We start from the raw sequence: 23,214 nt of genomic DNA, 5'->3' as shown, positions 1-23,214 counted from the left end.
ATTTAGTGTGTTGTTTTTGAACTACTAGGAGGATATTTTATGAAACAAGACACAACTCACACTAAAATTAATTGGTTGTTATTTATAGGTATTTTACTTGTTGCAGCTAATTTAAGAGCGCCTATTACTTCAATAGGTATAGCATTACCTCATATAAAAGACGAATTGATGTTATCTAATACGGCAGTCAGCTTTATTACGATTGTACCGTTGTTAGCATTCTCTATCGTTTCATTGTTTGCGGCTAAAACGAGTCGTCATTTAGGTTTAGAGAAAACGATATTCATCGCGTTGATTCTTATCTTTATCGGCGTCGTTGTAAGATCAATTACGCATGTTTCTTGGTTATATATTGGTACAGTATTACTAGGCATTGGTATCGCATTTGGTAACGTCTTGGCACCAGCCTTTATTAAAGCTAAATTCCCACTACGTATAGGTATTATGACGGGTTACTATACGGTTGTTATGAATGTATTTGGGAGTGCGTCGACTTATGCGACTGCACCGCTTGTAAAGCATTTTCACTATAATATAGCTATAGGCTTAATTAGCATAGTTACATTAATAGCACTAATTGTTTGGGCATTTCAATTAAAAAATAAACCAGAAGAAACATCTCAGGTTGCTACAACAGATGTAAATGTATGGAAATCCCCATTATCTTGGCAAATTACGCTCGTTATGGGCGGACAATCGCTAATTTTCTATTCATTAATTAACTGGTTACCAGAATATTTAAATAGCCAAGGGTTCGCATTAGATAAAGCGGGATTATATTTATCAATATTACAAATTGCTATTATACCATTAACATTTATTACACCGATTATTGCTACTAAAATGCAATCTCAATACGCGTTGACATTAGGTACAGGTGCATTATTTGTCATTGGTGTTGTAATTATGATGCTCGAACCAACTTGGGCATTATTATCGGCGATCCTAATTGGAGTTGCTAGTGGGTTAGCCTTCGGTCTTGTGAATACATTTTTCAGTTTAAGAGCAGAACAAGGTACAACTGCTGCTAAGCTATCCGGCATGTCTCAATCGGTCGGCTATTTGTTTGCGGCAATAGGGCCATTGTTCTTCGGTATCTTACACGATATTTCAGGTAGTTGGATATTGTCGCTAAGTATATTATTAATTACTGCACTTGCTATTACGATAATTGGTGCTGGCGCAGGTAAAAATAAAACGATAGAACAGACGTTAAACGTAAAATAATATATGACGATTTTAAGCAGCTTATTTCACTATTTGTGAGATAAGCTTTTTTGTTATTAGATGAAATTTTTATACATCATCACTACGTAATCACGACGCTAAAGATAATAAAAATACAGTTTTTTTATATAAAATATGCCGAGCATGTTGTGATAAATAAAAAGTTATGATTAAATTAAGAAAACGCTTACATTATCATGACATTCTGGGGGGATTTGTTATATGATTACTTTTATTGTATCAATTATCTTACTTGTTGTTGGTTATTTCACATACGGTAAATATATTGATAAGATGTTTGGCCCTAAAAAGGATCGACCAACGCCTGCATACGATCAACGTGATAACATAGATTATTTGCCGATGAAGACATCGTCTAACTCGTTAATACAGTTGTTAAATATCGCCGGTGTGGGACCTATTTTTGGACCAATCATGGGTGCATTATATGGCCCGGTTGCTTTTATATGGATTGTTGTCGGTTGTATTTTTGCTGGTGCAGTTCATGATTATTTAACTGGGATGATTTCAATTCGTAACAAAGGGGCACATTTACCTGAATTAGCAGGGAAGTTTTTAGGTAAAGTGATGAAGCATTTCGTTAATATTTTTTCTATCTTATTATTATTACTTACTGGAACGGTCTTTGTTACAAGTCCAGCCTTATTACTATATAATTTAATGGATGGCCGTATTGCATTAGGTATAATTATTTTCGTAATTTTTGTCTACTATATTCTATCTACGATATTACCAATAGACAAAATCATTGGACGCATTTATCCAATTTTCGGTGCACTTTTATTAATCAGTGCGGTAGGTATTGGTTTTAGATTAATTCAAACTGGAGCGCCAATTCCTGAACTAAGCTTTAAAAATATGCATCCTGCTGGCGCACCGATATTCCCATTATTATTCTTTACGATTACATGTGGTGCATTATCTGGGTTCCATGCGACACAAACACCTATTATTTCTAGAACTACGAATAAAGAGAAAAATGCACGTTTTATTTTCTACGGCATGATGATTGCTGAAGGTATTATAGCCATGATTTGGGCAGCAGCTGGAATGAGTTTATTCCACGGTTATAGTGGTTTACAAGATATTTTAAATCGTGGTGAGGCTGCATTAGTTGTAAGTAAGGCTTCTAATTTATTACTCGGTTCAGTCATTGGTACGATTGCAGTTATAGGTGTAATCATTTTACCGATTACGAGTGGCGATACGTCATTTAGAAGTGCACGTATGATTATTGCCGACTATTTAAACGTTGAACAACGTAGCATGATGAAAAGAGTTATCGTAGCAGCACCATTATTTGTTATTAGCTTCGGTTTAACTCAAGTTGATTTCACGGTACTATGGCGTTATTTCTCTTGGGCCAACCAAACGACAGCCGTTGTAGCCTTATGGGTAGGTGCGATGTATCTGTTAATCGCTAAAAAGAACTTCTGGGTCGCTGCGATACCGGCAGTCTTTATGACATGGAATATTTTTGTCTATATATTAAGCCAGAAGATCGGTTTAGGTTTAGACTTAACGCTTAGCTATTATATAGGATTTGTATTAACGTTACTCTGGATCGCTTATTTCGGTTATCAATATAAAAAGATGGTTTCAGCTAAATCATTCGAACTCGATTATCCAATTACTGGAAAACAACAACTTACTTAAGACTATATTGAATAGCAAAAGAGACACCTTAACAAAGGTGTCTCTTTTTATTATTCGTATAATGTTTCACGTTAAACATTAACTTATATGTTATTAATTTGGATGCTTGCACATACTAGGAATTAAGAAAATGTCTATAAAGAGCCAAATCCCTAATATAAATAGGAAGAAATAGCCAATAAAAATTGCTACTGTCGCCCATGCAAAAACTGCTAGAATCACTTGGAAAATACCTGAAGCAGTTTTGCCACAATAGAAACGGTGTACGCCAAGTTGGCCTAAAAAGAACCATAAGACATAAGCGATAACGATATTACGTTGCTGTGGTGCGTAGTCGTTTGATGGCATTGCAGTCACTCCTTTTATCTATTTAAAGCGTTATAGTCATCTTAACTTAAACCAAAATAAAAAAACAAGTAGGCGGCGACCTACTTGTTATATATCATAACTGAAAAGGAGAGATTGGCATTAAGCAGGGGCTCAAATGCTTAATGCCAAGTTTATTGCTGATGTACATAATGGCTAGCGTACATCTTACTTTTTTGAATGCTATTTTGGCTTGATAGCAAACGCACGTACCGGAAAGCCGGGCGCATCATCTGCTTTTGGGCAGATTGTAAAAATAATAGCACCACGTGCTGGCAATTGATCTAAATGAGTAAGCAATTCAATTTGAAATATGTCTTGCTCAAGGACATAACGTTGGCTGACGAAATCTTCGTTACGTGTTGCATCGATAGCTGCATCTGTATCGAACGTTTCGTGACCGATTGCTTTTACTTGGCGTTCTTCGATTAGAAACTGTAACGCATCTCGGCTCCAACCTGGGGTATGAGGTTGGCCATGCGTATCTTTATTTTCAAATTTCGTTGTATCGGGCCAGCGTTTAGACCAATCCGTTCTTAACGCGACAAATGTATGTGGGTCGATTTTACCGTTAATGCGTTCCCATTGAATTAAATGTTCTTTAGTAACTATAAAGTCTGCATCATGTGCGACTTCTGATGAATAGTCTAAGACTATCAATGGTAACGCAAATTCTGTTAAATCAAAGTCATTTAGACTGCGGGCATGATTAACAAAATGATTCGGTGCGTCAAGGTGTGTACCGTATTGTGTAACGAGATTCCAACGTTGAACATAATAACCATCCTCTTTTACAGTTGCTAATGGTTTTACGCTTGCACGCTCGTCTTCACTAAAGCATGGAATGGCGTCGTCAAACGTGTGCGTAAGATCGACCCATTCTGCACTTTTTAGTTGTTCAAGTTGGTTCCATAATGGATAACTCATGGATAATATCACCTACATCTTATTATTTAAACAGTAGTTGACTTTGTTTTACGTAATTTATCTACCGAGTTAACTAATACAGTCAATGCTTCACGTACTTCGTCTTCTTTACGCGTTTTTAAACCGCAATCTGGGTTAACCCAGAATAATGAACGATCAATTTGTTGTAAAGCACGGTCAATTGCTGTCGTAATTTCTTCTTCAGTAGGGATACGTGGACTATGGATATCGTATACACCAAGTCCGATACCTAAATCATACGTAATGTCTTCAAAGTCTTGAATTAAATCACCATGACTACGTGATGTTTCGATTGAAATAACATCAGCATCTAAATCATAAATAGCATGGATGATTTGTCCAAATTGAGAATAACACATATGCGTATGAATTTGTGTTGCATCTGCCACTGAAGATGTTGCAAGTTTGAATGAATGCACTGCTTTATTTAAGTAATCAGCATGGTATTCAGAACGTAAAGGTAAACCTTCTCGTAATGCTGGTTCGTCTACTTGAATAATTTTGATGCCAGCGTCTTCTAAAGCTAAAACTTCTTCGTTAATGGCTAAAGCGATTTGGTTTTGAACTTCTTCACGAGGTAAGTCTACACGTTCGAATGACCAGTTCAAGATTGTAACAGGGCCTGTTAACATACCTTTAACAGGTTTGTCTGTTAAGCCTTGTGCATACAATGTTTCTTTTACTGTTAAAGGTTCGTTCCATTTAACGTCTCCGTAAATGATTGGTGGCTTAACGGCACGAGAACCATATGATTGAACCCAACCGAACTTAGTCACTAAGAAACCTTGTAATTTTTCGCCGAAGAATTCAACCATATCGTTACGTTCGAATTCCCCATGAACAAGTACATCTAAGCCAATGTCTTCTTGAATTTTAATCCAACGTGCGATTTCGCTTTCTAAGAAATCATTATATTCAGCGTCTGTAATGCGGTTATTTTTCCATGCAGCACGTTGTTTACGTACTTCTTGTGATTGAGGGAAAGAACCGATTGTAGTCGTTGGTAAATCAGGTAAATTTAATTGTGCATCTTGTTCCTTACGACGTTCAGCAAATGGTGATTTACGAGAAGAACGGACACTATCAAAGTCATATTCAAGATTTTTGAATGATTGATTTTGGAAACGTTCATAACGCGCTTTTAGCTCATCAAATTTAGCAAAGTCATTGTCATTAAATAAACGTCTTAACGCGTCTAATTCATCTAATTTTTCTGTTGCAAAGCTCAAACCTTCTGCAATAGATTCGTCTAACGTTTCATCATCTAGTGAAACTGGTACGTGTAATAATGATGATGATGGTTGGATAACTAATTCAGTTGTGTAGTTTTGAAGTTTTTCGATTAATGATTGTTTCGCTTCTATATCAGCTGCCCAAACGTTACGTCCATCAATAATACCAGCATATAATACTTTATCTTTAGCTAGGTCGCCTGCTTCAATTTGTGATAAATTGTAGCCGTTATCGTGCACAAAGTCTAACCCTAATCCTTTTACAGGTAAGCTGTTTAAGAATTTTAAGTTAACACGTTCAAAGTATGTTTGGATTACAAGTTTTTCGCCTAATCCAGCTTGTGCAAAGTAGTCATAAGCATGGCGTGTAATATCTTCAAAGTCTTCGCTTGTATCAGTGACTAACACAGGTTCGTCGATTTGAATATATTCAGCACCAGCGTCTGCAAGGGATTGTAAAACTTCTTTATATAATGGTAATAACGTTTCTACTTTTTCTTCAAAAGTTTGATTACCACCTTTAGAAAGTTGAACGAAAGTAATCGGTCCAACAATCACAGGATGAGCATTAACGTTTAATGACTGCGCATAGTTAAAGCGTTCTAATAAAACATTGTGATTTAATTTTGGTTCTGCATGATCCCATTCTGGAACGATGTAGTGATAGTTTGTGTTAAACCATTTGATTAATGCACTGGCAACGTGTTCTTTGTTACCTCTTGCGATATCAAATAATAAGTCGTTGTTTACTTCACGACCTTGGAATCGTTCTGGAATGATATTGAATAATAATGATGTATCAAGAATATGGTCGTAAAGAGAAAAGTCACCGACTGGAATACTGTCTAAGTTATAATTTTTTTGTAGTAATAAATTCTCTTTGTGCAAATCAGTAAGTTGTTGGTTTAATTCGTCAGCATTGATTTTGTTTGACCAGTAGCTTTCGATTGTTTTTTTCCATTCTCTCTTTCTACCTAATCTTGGGAAACCTAAATTTGATGTTTTAATTGTCATAATATTGCCTCCTGTGAATTTGAAGTGATCGATTTAGAGTATGCTGCAAGTTCCAGAGATAAGTCTGCACGTTGGAAAGGTGTGATGAGATATAAGCCGTTAAAATATTCATGAACGGTATCGATAAGCTCTTTACATATTTCAATGCTTAACTCTCTTGTTTTATCTCTATCATCTTTAACTGCTTCGAAGCGTGTAAGTATATCTTCTGAAAGCTTAATACCAGGTACTTCGTTGTGTAAAAATAATGCATTGTTATAACTAGTAATTGGCATAATGCCAATAAAGAATGGGACGTCTAAATGTTTAGTTGCTTCATAAACAGTTTTGATTTTATCTTTACTATAAACTGGCTGTGTAATGAAATAATCCATACCGCTGTCTATTTTCTTTTCCAAACGTCTGATTGCACCATCTAGCTTTCTTACGTTTGGATCAAATGCTCCTGCGATGTTGAAGTTTGTTTTTTTCTTCAGCGCATCACCATCAGTGTTCATACCTTGGTTAAATCGTTTAGCAATTTCTGTTAAACCTTTAGAATTTACATCGAATACGTTCATGGCGCCTGGTAGATTACCTACTTTTGAAGGATCACCGGTAATCGTTAAAATTTCATTTACGCCTAGTAGTGATAATCCTAGAAGGTGTGATTGTAAGCCGATTAAATTACGGTCTCGACATGTGATATGTACGAGCGGCTCGATATTGTAGTTTTGTTTAATAATGCTTGCCGCAGCAACATTACTAATACGCACGGTCGCTAATGAATTATCGGCAAGTGTGACCGCATCTATTTCTGCATCATCTAGTTTTTGGATATTGTCAAAAAACTTTTCGGTGTCTAAATGTTTTGGTGTATCTAACTCGACAATGATTGTAGCGCCACGTTTAACTTTAGTCGTTAAATTTTCTTTTGAAGTCGTGGATTTTGCTGCAGCATTTTGTTTTGTAATAGGTACGACTTTTTTGTTGTGTATCGGTGTTAAATCTTTAATAGAAGATTTAATATAATGAATATGTTCTGGTGTCGTGCCACAACAACCACCAATGAGTCGTACACCTTCGTTTATTAATTTTTGGGCAACTTTCCCAAAGTATTCTGCATTGTCGCTATATTTGAACTCGCTGTTATTTAAATCAAGCAAGCTAGCATTTGGATAACATGAAAGATATGCGTGTTCTGGTAATTCAATATGTGAAAAAGTTTGCTGCATATGATGCGGACCATGATGACAATTTAGCCCGACGACATCTGCGCCGCTGTCGATAACTTGTTGTAAAGCATCATTAATTTTCGAACCGTCACGTAAATAGTTAGTATTAGACGCCGTTAATTGGGCGATAATTGGAATATCATATTTGTTACGTGTCGCTTGTATAATATTCGTTAATTCTTCTAAATCGTAATATGTTTCGAAAAGTAAACCGTCGACGCCTTCTTCTATTAAAGTATCTACTTGAATTTCTGTGTGATACAGTATCGCAGATAGACTTAATTCTTCTTGTCTAACGCCACGAAAACCGCCGACAGTACCTAAGATAAATGTATCTTTTGAAGCGGCTTTTTTAGCGATTTTCACTGCCGCTTGGTGAATGTCTTTAACTTTATGTTCTAAACCAAAGGCTTTTAATTTTTCGAAGTTTGCGCCGTAAGTATTTGTTTGTATCACGTCTGCACCGGCTTCAATATAAGTACGATGTATACGTTCTACTCGTTCTGGATGACTTAAATTGTAAGCTTCTGGACATGTATCTAACCCTTCAGAGTAGAGAATCGTGCCCATAGCACCATCAGCGACTAGTATGTTGTTCTTCAGTTTGTCCAATAGTTGTTGAGTCATTAAAAGCCTCCTTCAATGCATAATTCAAGTCAGCAATCAGTTCATCAGGATCTTCTAAACCAACACTTAATCTAAAGAGACCAAAAGTGATGTTACGTTCATCTCGAACTTCTTTAGGCACCGCGGCGTGTGACATTGTTGCTGGGTGTGACAGGATAGTTTCTACACCACCGAGACTTACTGATACTAAAGGTAATGATAAGGCGTCAACGAAAGCTTGAGCCTTCGTTTCATCTTTTAAGCGAAAGCCTAAAACTGCGCCACCATGTTGAGATTGAGATAAATGTAATTTGTTATTTCCTGGGTAATAAACTTCAGCAATTTCATCACGTTGTTGTAAAAATGCTTCAAGTTTTTGTGCGTTATCTACAGATTGCTTAAATCTTACTGGTAATGTTTTTAAATGTTTTGCTAACGTCCAACTATCTTGTGCGGAAAGGGCAGTACCTGTACCGTTTTGTAATAAATAGAGTGCATCTGCCAATGTTTTATCATTAGTAATTGCAGCGCCTGCAATAATATCGCTATGACCGCCTAAAAATTTTGTAGCGCTATGCACAACTACGTCTGCGCCAAGTTCTAGTGGAGATTGACCCAATGGAGTCATAAACGTATTATCAACTGCTAAAAGTAAATCGTGATCATGTGCAACTTTGGCAGCGGCACGAACATCTGTGATTTTAAATAAAGGGTTAGATGGTGTTTCTATATATACTAATTTGGTGTTATCTTCGATTGCTTGTTCGATTTGTGATATATCCGTTGTGTCTACAGTTGTAAATCGAATATTAAATCGTGTTAATATTTGCTCTGTTAAGCGGAAAGTACCACCGTAAACATCGTCAGGTAAAATGACATGATCGTCAGCTTTAAGCGTGAGTAACACTGCTGAAATAGCTGCGATGCCTGAAGCATAGGCAAATGCATAACTGCCACCTTCAAGTTTGGCTAATTTTTCTTCTAATAATTCACGGTTAGGATTACCACTTCTTGCATAGTCGTATTCTGCGCCACCACCTAATACTTTTTGGTGGAATGTTGAAGAATCATATAACGGTGGATTTGCTGAATCGTAATCGTGTCCTCTATGTGAATCGAAAATCACTTCAGTATCTTTGGATAAACTCATGAAATCACTCCTACTTTCGCTTTGTCTAACGCTTGTATAAGGTCAGCTTCAATATCCTCATAGTCTTCAACGCCTATTGATAATCTAATTAAATGTGCATCAATACCACGTTTATCTTTTTCTTCGTCTGGCATATCAACATGTGTCTGTGTATATGGGAATGTTATTAATGTTTCAGTACCGCCTAAACTTTCGGCAAAGATACAAACTTTAATATTTTCTAAAAGTTTTTCAACGCTAAACGCTTTGTTAAGCCTTAAACTCAACATACCGGTACGGCCACTGTATAAAACTTCGTCTATTGCATCTAAGTCACTACATCGTTCGGCAAGTAATTTAGCATTGTGTTCGGAACGATCTATACGTAAATGCAACGTCTTTAAGCCACGTTGTAATAAATAACTATCGATGGGTGATAACGTTGCGCCAGTCATGTTATGCAAAGCGGCTAATTCTTCAGCGAGGGTTTCGTCTTTGACAGTTACCACGCCACCAAGTACATCATTATGACCGCCAATATATTTAGTTCCTGAATGTAAAACAATGTCAGCTCCATCTGCTAACGGTGTCGTTAAATAAGGTGTTAAGAAAGTATTATCGATTATTGTTAACAAATCATGTTTCTTACTTAATACGTAATAAGGTTCAACATCAACTTCAATCATTAGTGGGTTAGATATTGGCTCAATAAATAGGGCGCGTGTATTGTCGTTAATATTTTGAGCTACTTCTTCATAATTTAGAAAATCAACGTATTTAAAGCGAATGCCATATTGTTGTTCATAAAAATCAAATAATCTAAACGTGCCACCGTATAAATCAAATGAAACTAAAATCTCATCGCCTGGTTTGAAAATATTACAAACGAGTTGAATTGCTGCCATGCCACTTGATGTAGCAAATGATGCAAGCCCTCTCTCTAATTTGGCAAATGATTCTTCGAAGGCTGTACGTGTTGGATTTTTAGTACGTGTGTAATCATAACCTGTTGATTGTCCTAAGTGTGGGTGTTGATAAGCCGTTGCTAAATAGATAGGGTTAGCTAACGCACCAGTATGATCTTCCGTCAATGCGATTTGAGCAAGTTCTGTATTTTTCATCATCGATAACCTCCTTGTAAAATAAAAAAGCTTCCGTCCTTTAAACCCGAATAAATCGGATGTAAAGGACGAAAGCTTGCTTCGTGGTACCACCTTAATTTGTTATTTTATTGCTAAAATAACCTTATCCAGTACGCTATTTGTTAAATAGAAATTGTGAATTGGAATGTGTTCGAGAAGTAAAAATCGTATAAAAAAAGCTCACCTTATAATGTATAAAATGAGTATTAACGAAATTGACGACGTAGCGAATGATTCCAGTACGGCATTTAACAAATGTTAATACTGTAGCGCTATAACGGGCGCGCCCGGTGACACCTCATATTGGCATCAACACTCAAAGGCCATTTTCAAACTTTCTTTCTGTGTCTTCTTTCAGCAAATGAAGACTCTCTGTGTCAGTAGTGTAAGTTCTACTTTCCTTATTACTGTGTTTGTTGCGTATGAATTTCTTAAGTGATATTTCATAGATTACACATTATAAAAAGCTTTGTCAACAACTTTTCTGAAAATTATGATTAAACAAAATAATCTAACTATAACAAAACGTGATTGAATGCTTTATTGACGATACTTATATTACTTGTTCTACAGTTATAATTTACTTAAAATAAAATGAAGACATTTTATAAAGTAGGTGATGAACATCGTAAAGTCTGCAGATGAAAGACTACAGCTAGATGATGGTTCTGCAATACAACAAATAGCGACCGATCAAATTAAACCGAATCCATATCAACCTCGAAAAACATTTGATGATGATAAACTTGATGATTTATCGCGTTCGATTCAACAACATGGCATTTTACAACCTATCGTATTACGTACAACAATAACTGGTTATCATATCGTAGTTGGGGAAAGACGTTTTCGTGCAGCAAAACGTGCTGAACTGACGCAAGTGCCAGCAATTGTAAAGTCATTATCTGATGAAGATATGATGGAACTGGCTATTATTGAAAATTTACAACGTGAGGATTTGAATGTAATAGAAGAAGCCGAAAGTTATAGGAAACTTATGGATGATTTGCAACTAACACAACAACAAGTGGCACAGCGATTAAGTAAATCACGACCTTACATTGCTAATATGTTACGTTTACTTCATTTACCATCAACGGTTATGCGCATGATTCAACAGGGGGAATTGTCGGGAGCCCATGGTCGCACGTTATTAGCATTAAAAAGCACTGCTGAAATTACAAAATTAGCTAAACGTGCACATCGTGAAGCATGGAGTGTTAGATATTTAGAACAATATATAAGCGACAATAAATCACCGCGAGAAAATCATAAACAACAAGATACGAACACGAAACCTAAGTTTATAAAGCAACAAGAACGACAATTGAAAGAACAATATGGAACAAACGTCGCCATAACTACTAAGAAAAATAAAGGACAAATCACATTTGAATTTACTTCAGAAGCGGAATTTAAAAGATTAGTACAGCAACTCAATGACAAATACAAAAATTAACGCGTAATCAAAATTCGCTCAATGTTGATTAACAAGATCATTTTATAGCGGGAGATAGACCATTAAAAGATGGTCTATTTTTATGTTAAGTAACACTTTTTGTACTAAGGTAGAAATATGTTGTAGTTGAAAAGTCGAATGGACGGAAAATAAAAAGTGACAAGGATTATAGTAGGTCCTTGCCACCGAAATATAAATTGAATTTTAGTATAACTTCTAGCTAGTTATATAGTCGCCACCGTTAATGTGTATGACTTGGCCAGTAATATATGAACTATCTGCGTCACTTGCTAAAAATACATAGGCAGGTGCTAATTCGGCTGGTTGGCCACGACGGCCCATCGGTGTTTCGCCACCTTGGTTTTCTACTTTGTCTTCTGAAAAAGTAGCAGGAATGAGTGGTGTATATATTGGGCCTGGCGCCACTGCATTCACACGAATTCCTTTTTCATTTAAACTAGTAGCGATGGAACGAGTGAAGGAAACGATTGCGCCTTTTGTAGCAGAATAATCAATTAAATGTCCTGATCCACGATAAGCCGTTACACTCGTAGTGTTAACAATTGCATCACCTTTAGAAAGGTGTGGTTCTGCTGCTTGAGTTAGGAACATCATACCGAAAATATTCGTTTCAAAAGTCTCTTTAATTTGTTCTGGTGTTATATCCGCAAAACTATCTTGTGGGAATTGTACGCCACCATTGTTAACTAGAATATTTAATTGACCAAAATCGGCTACGACATCTTTGACTAATTGTTGTGAGTCTTCGACTTTTTTTAAGTCATGGGCATAAGCTTTTGCTCGTACACCTAAAGATTTGACACGTTCTACGACATTTTGGGCATCTTCATGTTCGTCATAGTAACCTATCGCAATATTAGCGCCTTCCTTAGCGAATAATATTGCCACAGCGCGTCCAATGCCTGAATCGCCACCTGTAACGAGCGCCACTTTACCTTTTAATTTGCCACCTGCAGCATAATCATCTAGTTCTGTAATAGGTTTTGGTTTCATATCTTTTTCAATACCGGGTTGTCTATCTTGTGTATATCCTTTTATTTGTTTATGAAAATCTAATAAATTCACACATATTCCTCCTTAAAGATATCGCTAAAATTGACGGGGTTCATTTATATGTTAGTCATTAATCTAACTGACTTTGTTATGGGTAACATAGGAAGCTCTTCCATAATGTATTATTGCCGTTAAAAATATATTTAAACAAATAATATTTTGGGATACTTAATAATTTTTATGTTTTTGAAAAAGGTTGCTTCTATAACAGTGCAAGTTTAAAGATAAAGGGAAAAACGCTTATATATTGATTTTATGGCATTTTAAGACGTCTAGGTCACTGAGGTTACTAAGAGGGAAGTCTGACCTGTAAAAGTATATGACGTTAAATAAGCCCGTTATCAATAAAAGATACTGGGCTTATAGTGAATATATTAAGTTGAAAGTATGCAAAATTTGATATTAGGAAAATTAAAATAATAACGTTAACTTAATAAAATAATAAGATAAATAAGGGAATGAGAATCGAACTTAGGATTGCCGTTAAAATCATGCCGATTGAACTATAGGCACCAGATTCGAAATCATATTCTAATGCTTTAGCCGTTCCAAATCCATGTGCAGCATTACCATAGGATAAACCTCTGGCAATAGATGATTTGAATTTCGCAAGGCTGATTAAATATTCGCCTGCCATACTACCTAATAACCCCGTAGCCATAATAAACAATACAGTTAACGTTTCGTTGCCGCCTAATTGCTCTGATACTTGAATACCTACGGCAGCGGTGATAGATCTTGGTAACATGGTAATAATAGTTAATTTAGAAAATCCTAATATCTTTAAAGCGCCATATACGATAAAAAAGTTAATACAGACAGCCGTAAGTACACTGGTGAAAATGACTGGGGCATGTTTCATAATCTTATGGCGATGTTGGTATAATGGCATAGCTAAACTGACGACAGAACAACTTAATAAGTAATTAATCCATTTACCACCAAGCATGTAATCATCATAGTTTTGTCCAAATAATAGCAGCACAATAATTATAAATAGCGCTGTTATTAAAGCGGGATTGAGTAATGGGTTTCTAACACGAGCTTGTAGTTTTGTGGATAAAAAGAAAACGACAATCGTTAGAATAATCATTAATATAGTTTTCAACAGTATCATTTCGTATATTCATCTCCATCCTCAGTTTTGGCAATCATTTTCTCTGCAATATAACCAGAAATTAAAGCGACACAACAAGTACCAACAACAATTACAATGATAAATGCCACGAATTTTATGCTTATGACAGACCCGATATTCATTGCCCCTACGACAGAAGGTACGAAGTAAAAAATCATAGTGGAAAGTAAGAAACTTGCTGCCCCTTCAACGATGCGAACTGGAATAATTTTAAATTGTAATAGTAAGAAAAATAAAATCAATCCAACGATGCTGCTCGCTATAGGGATATGTAGTGCTTTTTGGATAACGTTACCTATGTATGTAATAACAATAATGAGTATAAATTGTAATAAGATAATTAGCGCTCTTTGTATATATTTCATAAACAACCCTCCTACAAGACGTGCGCTATTTTAAGTAAATTATTATTTAATGATAGCAAAGATTAGAAAGTAGTAGTGGCTTTACGCATTAGAAAATTCAAAATTTTTCAACTTTTAAACCTCGAATTATTTCCATGGAAATGTTTTAAGCAATTTGTAAAGCTATAGGGATTGTATGTTAACGTAGTGGTAATAATTGGTAATGGAGGCTGTTGTTAAAGTGGATAATTTTATCGCAATTAGTGCGCTCGCCTATGGCATTCTCTTTAGTGTATGCTTTTTATATCTAAAAAGTAACGCATCTGAGCGCCTGAGTGAAGGGAAAAGAGAAACAATTTGGACGTACTTACTTGCAGTAACAAGTCTAATATTAGTAATATTTGCTGTTATAGCTATAGCTGATATTTTTGGATGGATAAAAAATGGTCAACCGCTATTATTGTTTGGCATTGCGATGTTTCAACTTTGTAGTATTGAAACTGACTATGGTAAATATAAATTTAGATTTGTTTATTTGTTAATAGGACTATTAATACTTGTAGGTAATTTATTGCTTGTAGTAATTTAACCCTCATTACTTGGTTGTGCCAAGTATGAGGGCTTTTTTATGAATTATGAATTGTTGCCATACGTTCATTGAATGTGTTGAAGGAAATTTTATTTTTAGAGAACAAAGCAAATTGGACGTACAATTGCTCATTCTTAGTAAGTTTGCGGTCATATATTTGCGCAACACGTTGTTGTTCATTTACTAAAGGTTTTACAATGTTATGTCTGTTACTAAATGCGTCATAATACCGTACGCCAAAAATACGTTGTGATTTAGCATTGATATGAATACCGTCAGGATTAGCTTGTAGGCCTATGCCAGTAGCATAGTAACAATTAGACAAACTCGTGCAAATTTCTTCGAATATTTTATTGAGTTCAGCATATTCAGGTGCAGACTTTCCAAACCCCGTTTTGCCTAAATAATCACCTAGTCCACCGATAACAAATGGTAATGTTTCGTTGTGGAGTTCATTGCGAAAATGATATATCAAAGTAATAAGCTTATCTTTATATTGCTTAAAGTTACCGTTGTTACTATCAGATTCACCTTGATGCCATAAAATACCAATTATTTCACTTGTTTCCATAGCGAATTTCGCCTCAGAAATAGCATGTCTCGTTAGAGGCTGGTTGGTAGACCAATCTTCTATTGAAGTTCCACCGTCTGCACAGGGAATCAAGCCCAATGTTTCGTTTGGATGTGCTGCAATCCATTCCGCTGCAAATGATGCAGAAGGACCTACGCCGGCTACTGAACGATCACTATGTATAGGCTCATCCATAAATTGCCAACGTCCGTTTTTAAGTACTTTAATATTTTCGTTTATAATCGGTTCTACATCATCTAAGAAGCCTCTGCCAGCCATATTGGATTGACCTATTAATAAAATAGATTTCATTTGTCTGAACTCCTTTCGTGAACGTCAAAATTTGTTGATTAATAGCGTATATTATACGCAAATTATAAATTTAAATAAAGTTTATTTATTGTGTCATTATACATTATGTAAACATAACTCTTGAATTATTTATAAAGAGTAATATAATGAAATTGTAACGTGAAGAAATTGCTTTTAACTTCTTAAACGAAGTAGGTGAGCCACATAGAAATGCAAAAGAAAGAACAAGCATTTGCGAATCTTGTACGTTCCTATCGTAAAAAGCATGTCGGTAAAGGTCCTGAAAAAGTTGAAGTAACTTTTAAAGGAAGTTGGGCAATTGCTTATATGACGGGGGCTTTAAGTAAAGTCGATAACTTTTACTTAAAAGACGAACGTAATGAAGAGATGTTACGTTATGCACGTACAGAAGTAATCAAACAATTATATGCCGAGATAAATCCAGATGATATGGAAGAACTTGTCGGCGCAAAATTTATTAAATTATTTACAGATGTTGATTTAGCTGACGATGAAGTTGTATCAATATTTGTTTTCGATAAATCAATAGAATAAGCTAGCTGGTGTAAGGTACCTGGTGCTGTTTGCTATCTACGCTTTGAATAGAACACTATTCAAGGAGGTGGTATGTGCAAACGGCGTCAGGTATTTTTTAATGCGCGATTTTTTACGCATTAAACGTAAACGTTATAAGTGCTCTAGAATAAAAAAATAATTTATAGGAGTGAAGATAATGAAAATAGTAGCATTATTCCCAGAATCAGTTGAAGGAGAAGAAAACCAAATCCTTAACACGAAAAAAGCGATTGGTTTAAAACCATTTTTAGAAGAAAAAGGACATGAATTAGTTATATTAGCAGATAACGAAGCAGATTTAGATAAACACTTAGCAGATATGGATGTAGTGATCAGTGCACCATTCTATCCAGCATATATGACAAGAGAACGTATTGAAAAAGCACCTAACTTAAAATTAGCAATCACAGCTGGGGTAGGTTCTGACCACGTTGATTTACAAGCAGCAGGTGAACACAATGTTGGTGTTGTTGAAGTAACTGGTAGTAATACAGTAAGTGTTGCTGAACACGCAGTAATGGACTTGCTTATTTTATTACGTAACTATGAAGAAGGTCATAGACAATCTGAAGCAGGTGAATGGAACCTTTCTAAAGTAGGAAATGACGCAAGAGAACTACAAAATAAAACAATTGGTATCTTTGGCTTTGGTAGAATTGGACAACTTGTCGCAGAACGTTTAGCACCATTTAACGTTACAATTCAGCACTATGATCCAATAAACCAAAAAGATAATGAACATTCTAAGTTTGTAGAATTTGAACAACTTGTAGCCACAAGTGACGCTATTACAATTCATGCACCACTAACTCCAGATACAGATGATTTATTCAATTATAACGTTTTAAGTAAAATGAAAGACGGTAGCTATTTAGTAAACACAGCACGCGGTAAAATTGTTAATACAGATGACTTAGTAGAACTATTAGAAGCTAAACATATCCAAGGTTATGCAGGAGATGTGTGGTTCCCTCAACCAGCACAAGCTGATCATCCATGGAGAACAATGCCAAGAAATGCTATGACTGTGCACTATTCAGGTATGACGCTAGAAGCACAACAACGTATTGAAGATGGCGTGAAAGATATCTTAAGTCGTTTCTTCAATAACGAACCATTCCAAGATAAAGACATTATCGTAGATGGTGGCCAAATCACTAGTAAAAGTTATAAAACTAAATAACATATAGAAAATAAAATGCCCGGCAAAGCTATGCTTTGTCGGGTTATTTTTTAGCTTAACGCCAAATTGCCATCTTTCATATGATATATCATATCGCAGTACGTTGTGAGGCGTTCGTCATGCGTAACGATAATACATGTCTTATCACGTTTCTTAGTTTGTTCTTGTAGAATTTTCATGACTTCCATTGCATTTTCAGTATCAAGCGAAGCGGTTGGCTCGTCCGCTAATATAATTGATGGATTAGTATAAAGTGCTTTGGCAATCGCCACGCGTTGTTTTTGACCGCCAGAAATTGCATTAGGTAATTTGTTTTGAATATCTGATAACCCTAATTGTGATAATAATTCTTGCAATGCTTGGTCGGACATGACATCTTTTTTACGCTTTTTCAATAACTTAAATTGTTGTTTCACGGTTAAGAATGGAACTAAATTCGTTGCTTGTAAAATAAAACCAATTTCGCTCATTCGTGTCTGTGCTAGTTGCTTTTGTTTCATCGTCGACAAGGCTGTATCATTGATATAAACTTCGCCTGATGTCGGTGTTTGTAGTGCACCTGCTATCGTTAAAAAGGTACTTTTACCAGAACCTGAAGGACCTACAATTGCCACTAACTGCCCCTTATCAAACTTTAAATTTGTTGGCTTCACTGCTTCTATAATGTGATTACCATCTTTAAAATCTTTCGTCACGTTTTTAAAAGTTAACATTTCATTCACCTCTCTAGCCTATTGCTTGCAATGGATCGATTTTTCTAATGGTTAAGACGGAAAATAGACTTCCTAGCATGGATATGATGATTAGGACTACACCGAAAATGAGTAACGTCGCATAATTAAAGACTATCGGTACCGCACTTGGTAAGAATAGACTCGTTAATAACGTTAATGCTAATCCAATAACGGTTCCGATTAACGATAGTATAAAGGTTTGCGATAACACGACTTTTGCTAAATAACCATTTGTAAAACCTTGGGCTTTTAAGACGCCGAACAAATTAATTTTTTGTAAGGTCATGACGTATAAAAAGATACCAATTACTGTTGCTGAAATGATAAATAAAAATGAAATCATAAAGTTTAATGTTAAATTTTGAGCCTTATAGCCAGGTAAATTTTCTACAAATTTGTTAATACCAACGGCTTCTAATTTATTGTCTAATGATTTATTTTTCCAATGTTTATCTTTTACTACAACGGCATTCGTTTTGTCTTTAGTTAACATAGGATTCACTTTGGCAATCGTATTATTATTCGTAAATAATACTGGCGAAGCGTTATATTTTGCGCTACTACTAAATCCTACAATTTTTAATGTTTCGTCAGATTGAGAAAGTGATAGTTTATCTCCTAAATGAAATCCTTTATCTTTTAATGTTTCGTCTGCCACGACTTCATTATCTTTCTTAAACTTATGTCCAGCTATCAATTGTGGCATTAAAAATGAATTTTTTGTTACGCCAAAAAGCAATGCATTTTCTTCATTTTTACTGTTAGAAACAATAACGCCGCTTTGTTTGAGTGAAGCTTGTTTTTTATAGTCATTTGGGACTTTATTTAAATTGAAGTTAGATTGCTCGACGGTTTGGTTAGCGTCTTTTTTAAGTATGATAGCATCGGCATGCCATTTATCAATGCCTTCTCTATTCATGTTAATTAACCCATTTGCTAAACCAGATAGTAAAAAAAGCAAATAACTAATCATGATTAACACGCCGATAATTAGGCTGAATTTTAACTTATTACGCTTTATTTCGTTCCAGGCTAAAAACATGTATATTCCTCCAAAAAAATCTCTTAATTTAACTTAGTGTCTATTGTAGCACTTTAAAAATAATATATATATCATGCTATATACTTTGAAACTCAAAATTGTTCTATTAAAAAAACGGTACTTAGTTGTACCGTTACTTTTAATGATTTATGAGATTGTGTGCATTATCATAAAAGAATTTTTGGCGTTGCTCGTTCGTTAATAGCGATGAACTTTCTAAATCATCGTTTAATAACTTAACGACATTATCTGTCGTATAGGGTGCATCTGCGCCATAAACAATTTTATTTTCATCTACCATAGTTAAAAGTGTAGGTAATTGATGAGGTAAAACTTTACCAGCCAAATCAAAATATAAAGAATGGAGCACTTGGTTTAAATCGTCAGGTTGCGTCTCGACATCAAACATTTTATTACCCATATCTACACGTTGTGCAATAACAGGTAAAAGTGCGCCACTATGAGGGACAATCCATTTAATATTTGGGAACCGACTGAAAACATTATTTTGATTCATAAAAATGATAGTTCTTGTTGTATCAAAGAAAAACTCCATCAATGGTGTTAAGACTTCTTCCTTTATCGTGTCGTTAAGTGGTTTAGGTTCATTTGGGTGGATAGCAACTGTAGCATGACGTTGATTTAATTTAGCTAAAATCTCATCTAAATGAGCATCGCCTAAATAAATTCCTCGTGCGTTTGTCGGTAATGTGAACCCTTGAGCCTTTTGCTCATCTAAAGCATAATCTATCATTTTAATACTATCTTCAACTAACGGTAGCGGTAATGAGGCGAAAAAGCCAATTTTATCGTGATAATCTTTGGCTAAATGCGCACCATAATTATTAACCTCTTCCGTTAGTCTAAGCATTTCTACGTCAGGAGCGGCACTTAAATGAGGACTAGAAATGGAAAGTATACCGTAATCAATATCTGTCTCCTTCATTAATGATAAATAATTATCTATTGAAAAAGCTGGTGTGGGTACGCCGTCTCCTTTACCATCAAAATAATCATCTAAAAATTGTGCGAAACCTGGTGAAATGTAGTGAGAATGCATATCTATTTTATTCAAAATTAACAGCTTCTTTCTATTTAAGTGAATGTGAATGATAAGTTAACCAATCATCTAAGCGTTGATAGAATGTTTGAAGTGAATCAGGGCGATCAATACCTTGTAATTCGTGATTCACTTCATATCCTAAGTAATTAAGACAGTAAGATAGACAAGCATAACTAGAACGATAGGGTTCAAAGTCGTGTTGAGAAAGTGTAATACTTGTTGGAAATACAGGTGTCAGACTGTCTTGTTCATAAACACATTCCATATGTTGGATATACCAAGTATTTGTTGTTTTGGTTAAACAATATATGATTTTTGCATCAGAATTTAATTGCATTTGTACACCTTGTATTGGAACGCGTGTTTGAATCGTTGCTTGCATAATTGCTACCGCACGTTCGTCATTAATCCAAATTTGTGAATTATGGATTTGGTGTGGGGCATAACGGTTCATAGCTTTTGAAGATTCGATAAATGCTTCACCACTACCATTAAACCATGAAATATTAACATGAGAATTATTTGCAAAGCACTGACGCATACTCTCCCATAAACTATTATCTCGACTAAAGCGTTCGAAAGTTATGAGTTCTTGAATGTCTGCTTTAGCTAATAAACTTTCCGTTGTATAAGGATGATTACGTTCAAAAAGCATCAGTCGACCTCCCTATGTCCACGTATTTAGTAGTACTTCTGCAAAGCCATCTGGTTTTTGAACATAGCCTAGATGACCGCCGGGAATGTCTAAAAGTCGAATGCCAGTTTCTTCGTTAATATAAAAGTTTACATCTTGTGGAAATGAACCTTTTGAATCTGTACCGTTAAATAGTACTGTTTTATCTTTATATTGTGCTAAGTCTGATAATTTAATATCTGAATGTGTATACTGTCTTATTTCGTATTCAACCCAAAACATCATACGTTCATATTGAACTTTTTGATCCTCGTCATTTTCTGATACGGGTTGTGACATGCTTTTGGCATCTAATGGTGCGATGTTTAATGTTTTACCAAAATATTGCATCGCTTTTTGTAGGCCTTCAGTTAAAGCCATATTTACGATCTCGTCATTTTTTTCTTTCCAATAGTTACTGTCGGGTAAAAATGTATTGATAGGCGGTTCGTGAAAAGCAATTTCTTTTACGACGTCAGGATGTTCTTTTAACACATGCATAGCGACAATTGCGCCTGAACTTGAACCTAAAACATAGACTGGTTCAGCGCTTAATTGTTGTGCGAGTGTTGCAACATCTTGGGCGTCTCTTTTAACACGATAGTCACTATCAGGGTTACTTGCTACTTCAGGTAGTGGTTTTGTTAATTCGCTTTTACCATAATCTCTTCTATCTATTGCGACAACTGTGAAATGTTCTTTTAGTCGTTCGGCTAATGGTAAAAAGATGTCACCCGTTCCATTTGCGCCTGGAATCAGTATTAGAACAGGGCCTTTTCCGACTTTATGGTAGCGAAGATTAGCCCCCGGTAAGTCTAATGTATACATATAAATACCTCCATTTTAATTTTATTTAAGCTTTAATAAACGTTCTGCGTTTTTATAATTTATTTTATCCTGTTCTTCGGCAGTTAATCCTAGTTCGTTTAAAAATGTGCCTAAATTTTCGGGTTGGACATAAGGGTAGTCGGCAGCGTATAAAATGTGGTCAATGCCAACTGCATTTTTAACCATATCGAATTGTGGTTTCGTCAACATACCACTTGGTGTGATATAAAAGTTGTTTTTAAAATAATAACTTGGCTTATTATTTAAATGGGGTGCGTGAATAATATCGTCCATACGTTCATAGAAAAATGGTGTAAATTCGCCCCAATGACCGATAATCATAGACAAATTAGGGTGACGATCGAATAAACCACTTAACACAAGGCGCATGGCATGAATACCAACGTCGATGTGCCAACCATAACCGAAACTAGCAAATGTAGCGGCGGTAGCATCTGAATAATTATCGCTTTGATAATAAGCTTGATATGCGTCATCACTTATTGGCGCGGGATGTAAATAAATTGGAACTTCTAGTTGTTCTGCCGTTTCAAAAATAACCTCAAATTCAGGGTTGTCTAAGAACTTACCTTGCGGATGCCCGAAAATAAGTGCGCCTTTAAAATCGAGTTCATTAATACAACGTTTTAATTCAGTAGCTGCTGCTTCTGGTTCATTGATTGGTAACGTTGCAAAGCCTAAGAAGCGGTTTGGATATGCGTCGATATATTGTTTTAAACGGTCATTAGCATATTGGCATAACTCGACCGCTTTATCTCCAGAGAGTAGGGAAGGTGAACCATTGCCATAAGATAAAACTTGCATTTGTACATCTTGTTCATTCATAAAATTAATGCGTTGCTCATGATGACTTAATTCATCTTCGTTCGTAAATCCAGTTTCTTTTTCTAATGCTTCTAACATAGCTTTCAATGGCACGCCATTCGGGGATGGTTTTAATGCCTCTCCCATTTGTTGTTGCACTTCTTTTAAGACAAAATGTTCTTCAAAAGTAATACTGTTCATTTAGCTTCGCCTCCATTATTTTTCCACGAAATATATCTTTGAATTAG

Annotated in this window: 22 protein-coding genes and 1 other annotated feature; of the genes, 6 read left to right on the top strand and 16 right to left on the bottom strand. The window is 35.5% G+C overall.

Going from position 1 to position 23,214, the window contains the following annotated elements; translation table 11 throughout:
- Window positions 1–39 precede the first annotated feature (39 nt).
- Together ISP08_RS12685 and ISP08_RS12680 are read left to right on the top strand one after the other, a co-directional pair.
- Window positions 40–1,227, top strand: coding sequence for a CynX/NimT family MFS transporter (locus ISP08_RS12685; protein ID WP_195718881.1), 1,188 nt, complete (start codon window positions 40–42; stop codon window positions 1,225–1,227).
- 222 nt (window positions 1,228–1,449) lie between these two features.
- Window positions 1,450–2,904: a carbon starvation CstA family protein gene (locus ISP08_RS12680; protein WP_048794356.1), complete on the top strand. Its 1,455-nt coding sequence runs from the start codon at window positions 1,450–1,452 to the stop codon at window positions 2,902–2,904.
- Between the two features lie 93 nt (window positions 2,905–2,997).
- On the opposite strand, the gene ISP08_RS12675 is transcribed toward ISP08_RS12680, so the two are convergent.
- The 6 genes from ISP08_RS12675 to ISP08_RS12650 all read right to left on the bottom strand — a co-directional run bounded on the left by ISP08_RS12675 (window position 2,998) and on the right by ISP08_RS12650 (window position 10,534).
- A complete protein-coding gene (locus ISP08_RS12675) occupies window positions 2,998–3,252 on the bottom strand; it encodes a TM2 domain-containing protein (protein ID WP_048794355.1) in 255 nt (84 codons plus the stop codon).
- A gap of 201 nt (window positions 3,253–3,453) precedes the next feature.
- A complete protein-coding gene (locus ISP08_RS12670) occupies window positions 3,454–4,197 on the bottom strand; it encodes a cyclase family protein (protein WP_195718880.1) in 744 nt (247 codons plus the stop codon).
- 26 nt (window positions 4,198–4,223) lie between these two features.
- Window positions 4,224–6,467 (bottom strand): 5-methyltetrahydropteroyltriglutamate--homocysteine S-methyltransferase, encoded by a 2,244-nt coding sequence (gene metE / locus ISP08_RS12665; protein ID WP_195719358.1) that lies wholly within the window; start codon window positions 6,465–6,467, stop codon window positions 4,224–4,226.
- Window positions 6,461–8,305 carry a bifunctional homocysteine S-methyltransferase/methylenetetrahydrofolate reductase gene (locus tag ISP08_RS12660; RefSeq protein ID WP_195718879.1) on the bottom strand — a complete coding sequence of 615 codons (1,845 nt, stop codon included), beginning with the start codon at window positions 8,303–8,305 and terminating at the stop codon, window positions 6,461–6,463. The genes metE and ISP08_RS12660 overlap by 7 nt, the downstream gene beginning before the upstream one ends.
- Complete coding sequence (metC, locus tag ISP08_RS12655; RefSeq protein ID WP_195718878.1) at window positions 8,256–9,434, bottom strand: cystathionine beta-lyase MetC; 1,179 nt, start codon at window positions 9,432–9,434, stop codon at window positions 8,256–8,258. Before metC ends, ISP08_RS12660 begins: the two co-directional genes overlap by 50 nt.
- Window positions 9,431–10,534 (bottom strand): PLP-dependent transferase, encoded by a 1,104-nt coding sequence (locus ISP08_RS12650; protein ID WP_195719357.1) that lies wholly within the window; start codon window positions 10,532–10,534, stop codon window positions 9,431–9,433. Before ISP08_RS12650 ends, metC begins: the two co-directional genes overlap by 4 nt.
- A 61-nt stretch (window positions 10,535–10,595) precedes the next feature.
- Window positions 10,596–10,972 (bottom strand) — a binding site (T-box leader).
- Window positions 10,973–11,174: 202 nt separating this feature from the next.
- Between ISP08_RS12650 and ISP08_RS12645 the strand changes: the two genes are divergently transcribed.
- Complete coding sequence (locus ISP08_RS12645; protein WP_229294139.1) at window positions 11,175–12,014, top strand: ParB/RepB/Spo0J family partition protein; 840 nt, start codon at window positions 11,175–11,177, stop codon at window positions 12,012–12,014.
- A 216-nt stretch (window positions 12,015–12,230) separates the two neighbouring features.
- Here ISP08_RS12645 and ISP08_RS12640 read toward each other — a convergent pair whose 3' ends face one another.
- The 3 genes from ISP08_RS12640 to ISP08_RS12630 form a co-directional block, all read right to left on the bottom strand.
- A complete protein-coding gene (locus ISP08_RS12640; protein WP_195718877.1) occupies window positions 12,231–13,100 on the bottom strand; it encodes an SDR family oxidoreductase in 870 nt (289 codons plus the stop codon).
- Window positions 13,101–13,518: 418 nt separating this feature from the next.
- A complete protein-coding gene (locus ISP08_RS12635; RefSeq protein ID WP_048794348.1) occupies window positions 13,519–14,205 on the bottom strand; it encodes an LrgB family protein in 687 nt (228 codons plus the stop codon).
- Complete coding sequence (locus ISP08_RS12630) at window positions 14,202–14,591, bottom strand: CidA/LrgA family protein (RefSeq protein WP_048794347.1); 390 nt, start codon at window positions 14,589–14,591, stop codon at window positions 14,202–14,204. Before ISP08_RS12630 ends, ISP08_RS12635 begins: the two co-directional genes overlap by 4 nt.
- 220 nt (window positions 14,592–14,811) lie before the next feature.
- Between ISP08_RS12630 and ISP08_RS12625 the strand changes: the two genes are divergently transcribed.
- The gene (locus ISP08_RS12625; RefSeq protein ID WP_195718876.1) at window positions 14,812–15,159 is read left to right on the top strand and encodes a hypothetical protein; all 348 of its coding nucleotides are present in this window, start codon (window positions 14,812–14,814) and stop codon (window positions 15,157–15,159) included.
- 37 nt (window positions 15,160–15,196) lie between these two features.
- Here the strand turns inward: ISP08_RS12625 and ISP08_RS12620 are convergent, their stop codons facing one another.
- A complete protein-coding gene (locus tag ISP08_RS12620) occupies window positions 15,197–16,042 on the bottom strand; it encodes a sialate O-acetylesterase (RefSeq protein WP_195718875.1) in 846 nt (281 codons plus the stop codon).
- A gap of 210 nt (window positions 16,043–16,252) precedes the next feature.
- Here ISP08_RS12620 and ISP08_RS12615 point away from each other — a divergent pair, with 210 nt between their 5' ends.
- The gene (locus tag ISP08_RS12615; protein WP_152906125.1) at window positions 16,253–16,597 is read left to right on the top strand and encodes a Na-translocating system protein MpsC family protein; all 345 of its coding nucleotides are present in this window, start codon (window positions 16,253–16,255) and stop codon (window positions 16,595–16,597) included.
- A 178-nt stretch (window positions 16,598–16,775) separates the two neighbouring features.
- On the top strand, window positions 16,776–17,801 hold the full coding sequence (locus tag ISP08_RS12610) for an NAD-dependent formate dehydrogenase (protein ID WP_195718874.1): 1,026 nt from the start codon (window positions 16,776–16,778) through the stop codon (window positions 17,799–17,801).
- Between the two features lie 50 nt (window positions 17,802–17,851).
- Here the strand turns inward: ISP08_RS12610 and ISP08_RS12605 are convergent, their stop codons facing one another.
- The 6 genes from ISP08_RS12605 to ISP08_RS12580 form a co-directional block, all read right to left on the bottom strand.
- A complete protein-coding gene (locus ISP08_RS12605; RefSeq protein ID WP_195718873.1) occupies window positions 17,852–18,514 on the bottom strand; it encodes an ABC transporter ATP-binding protein in 663 nt (220 codons plus the stop codon).
- A gap of 13 nt (window positions 18,515–18,527) precedes the next feature.
- On the bottom strand, window positions 18,528–19,577 hold the full coding sequence (locus ISP08_RS12600; protein WP_195718872.1) for an ABC transporter permease: 1,050 nt from the start codon (window positions 19,575–19,577) through the stop codon (window positions 18,528–18,530).
- Window positions 19,578–19,716: 139 nt separating this feature from the next.
- Window positions 19,717–20,652 carry an amidohydrolase family protein gene (locus ISP08_RS12595; RefSeq protein WP_195718871.1) on the bottom strand — a complete coding sequence of 312 codons (936 nt, stop codon included), beginning with the start codon at window positions 20,650–20,652 and terminating at the stop codon, window positions 19,717–19,719.
- A gap of 16 nt (window positions 20,653–20,668) precedes the next feature.
- The gene (locus tag ISP08_RS12590; RefSeq protein ID WP_195718870.1) at window positions 20,669–21,295 is read right to left on the bottom strand and encodes a nuclear transport factor 2 family protein; all 627 of its coding nucleotides are present in this window, start codon (window positions 21,293–21,295) and stop codon (window positions 20,669–20,671) included.
- 12 nt (window positions 21,296–21,307) lie between these two features.
- The gene (locus ISP08_RS12585) at window positions 21,308–22,141 is read right to left on the bottom strand and encodes an alpha/beta hydrolase (RefSeq protein ID WP_195718869.1); all 834 of its coding nucleotides are present in this window, start codon (window positions 22,139–22,141) and stop codon (window positions 21,308–21,310) included.
- Between the two features lie 21 nt (window positions 22,142–22,162).
- Window positions 22,163–23,167: an amidohydrolase family protein gene (locus ISP08_RS12580; protein WP_195718868.1), complete on the bottom strand. Its 1,005-nt coding sequence runs from the start codon at window positions 23,165–23,167 to the stop codon at window positions 22,163–22,165.
- Window positions 23,168–23,214 lie beyond the last annotated feature (47 nt).

Source organism: Staphylococcus lloydii (assembly GCF_015775975.1).
Lineage (GTDB): Bacteria > Bacillota > Bacilli > Staphylococcales > Staphylococcaceae > Staphylococcus > Staphylococcus lloydii.
Note: the sequence above shows the minus strand (reverse complement) of the source record. Positions and strands in the feature narration are given on the sequence as shown.

Coding starts and splice junctions, on each gene's coding strand:
- metC (WP_195718878.1), bottom strand. CDS start 9,434: ATGAGTTTATCCAAAGATACTGAAGTGATTTTCGATTCACATAGAGGA.
- ISP08_RS12590 (WP_195718870.1), bottom strand. CDS start 21,295: ATGCTTTTTGAACGTAATCATCCTTATACAACGGAAAGTTTATTAGCT.
- ISP08_RS12620 (WP_195718875.1), bottom strand. CDS start 16,042: ATGAAATCTATTTTATTAATAGGTCAATCCAATATGGCTGGCAGAGGC.
- ISP08_RS12650 (WP_195719357.1), bottom strand. CDS start 10,534: ATGAAAAATACAGAACTTGCTCAAATCGCATTGACGGAAGATCATACT.
- ISP08_RS12580 (WP_195718868.1), bottom strand. CDS start 23,167: ATGAACAGTATTACTTTTGAAGAACATTTTGTCTTAAAAGAAGTGCAA.
- ISP08_RS12675 (WP_048794355.1), bottom strand. CDS start 3,252: ATGCCATCAAACGACTACGCACCACAGCAACGTAATATCGTTATCGCT.
- ISP08_RS12660 (WP_195718879.1), bottom strand. CDS start 8,305: ATGACTCAACAACTATTGGACAAACTGAAGAACAACATACTAGTCGCT.
- ISP08_RS12685 (WP_195718881.1), top strand. CDS start 40: ATGAAACAAGACACAACTCACACTAAAATTAATTGGTTGTTATTTATA.
- ISP08_RS12585 (WP_195718869.1), bottom strand. CDS start 22,141: ATGTATACATTAGACTTACCGGGGGCTAATCTTCGCTACCATAAAGTC.
- ISP08_RS12600 (WP_195718872.1), bottom strand. CDS start 19,577: ATGTTTTTAGCCTGGAACGAAATAAAGCGTAATAAGTTAAAATTCAGC.
- ISP08_RS12670 (WP_195718880.1), bottom strand. CDS start 4,197: ATGAGTTATCCATTATGGAACCAACTTGAACAACTAAAAAGTGCAGAA.
- ISP08_RS12605 (WP_195718873.1), bottom strand. CDS start 18,514: ATGTTAACTTTTAAAAACGTGACGAAAGATTTTAAAGATGGTAATCAC.
- ISP08_RS12680 (WP_048794356.1), top strand. CDS start 1,450: ATGATTACTTTTATTGTATCAATTATCTTACTTGTTGTTGGTTATTTC.
- ISP08_RS12635 (WP_048794348.1), bottom strand. CDS start 14,205: ATGATACTGTTGAAAACTATATTAATGATTATTCTAACGATTGTCGTT.
- ISP08_RS12630 (WP_048794347.1), bottom strand. CDS start 14,591: ATGAAATATATACAAAGAGCGCTAATTATCTTATTACAATTTATACTC.
- ISP08_RS12610 (WP_195718874.1), top strand. CDS start 16,776: ATGAAAATAGTAGCATTATTCCCAGAATCAGTTGAAGGAGAAGAAAAC.
- ISP08_RS12645 (WP_229294139.1), top strand. CDS start 11,175: ATGAACATCGTAAAGTCTGCAGATGAAAGACTACAGCTAGATGATGGT.
- ISP08_RS12615 (WP_152906125.1), top strand. CDS start 16,253: ATGCAAAAGAAAGAACAAGCATTTGCGAATCTTGTACGTTCCTATCGT.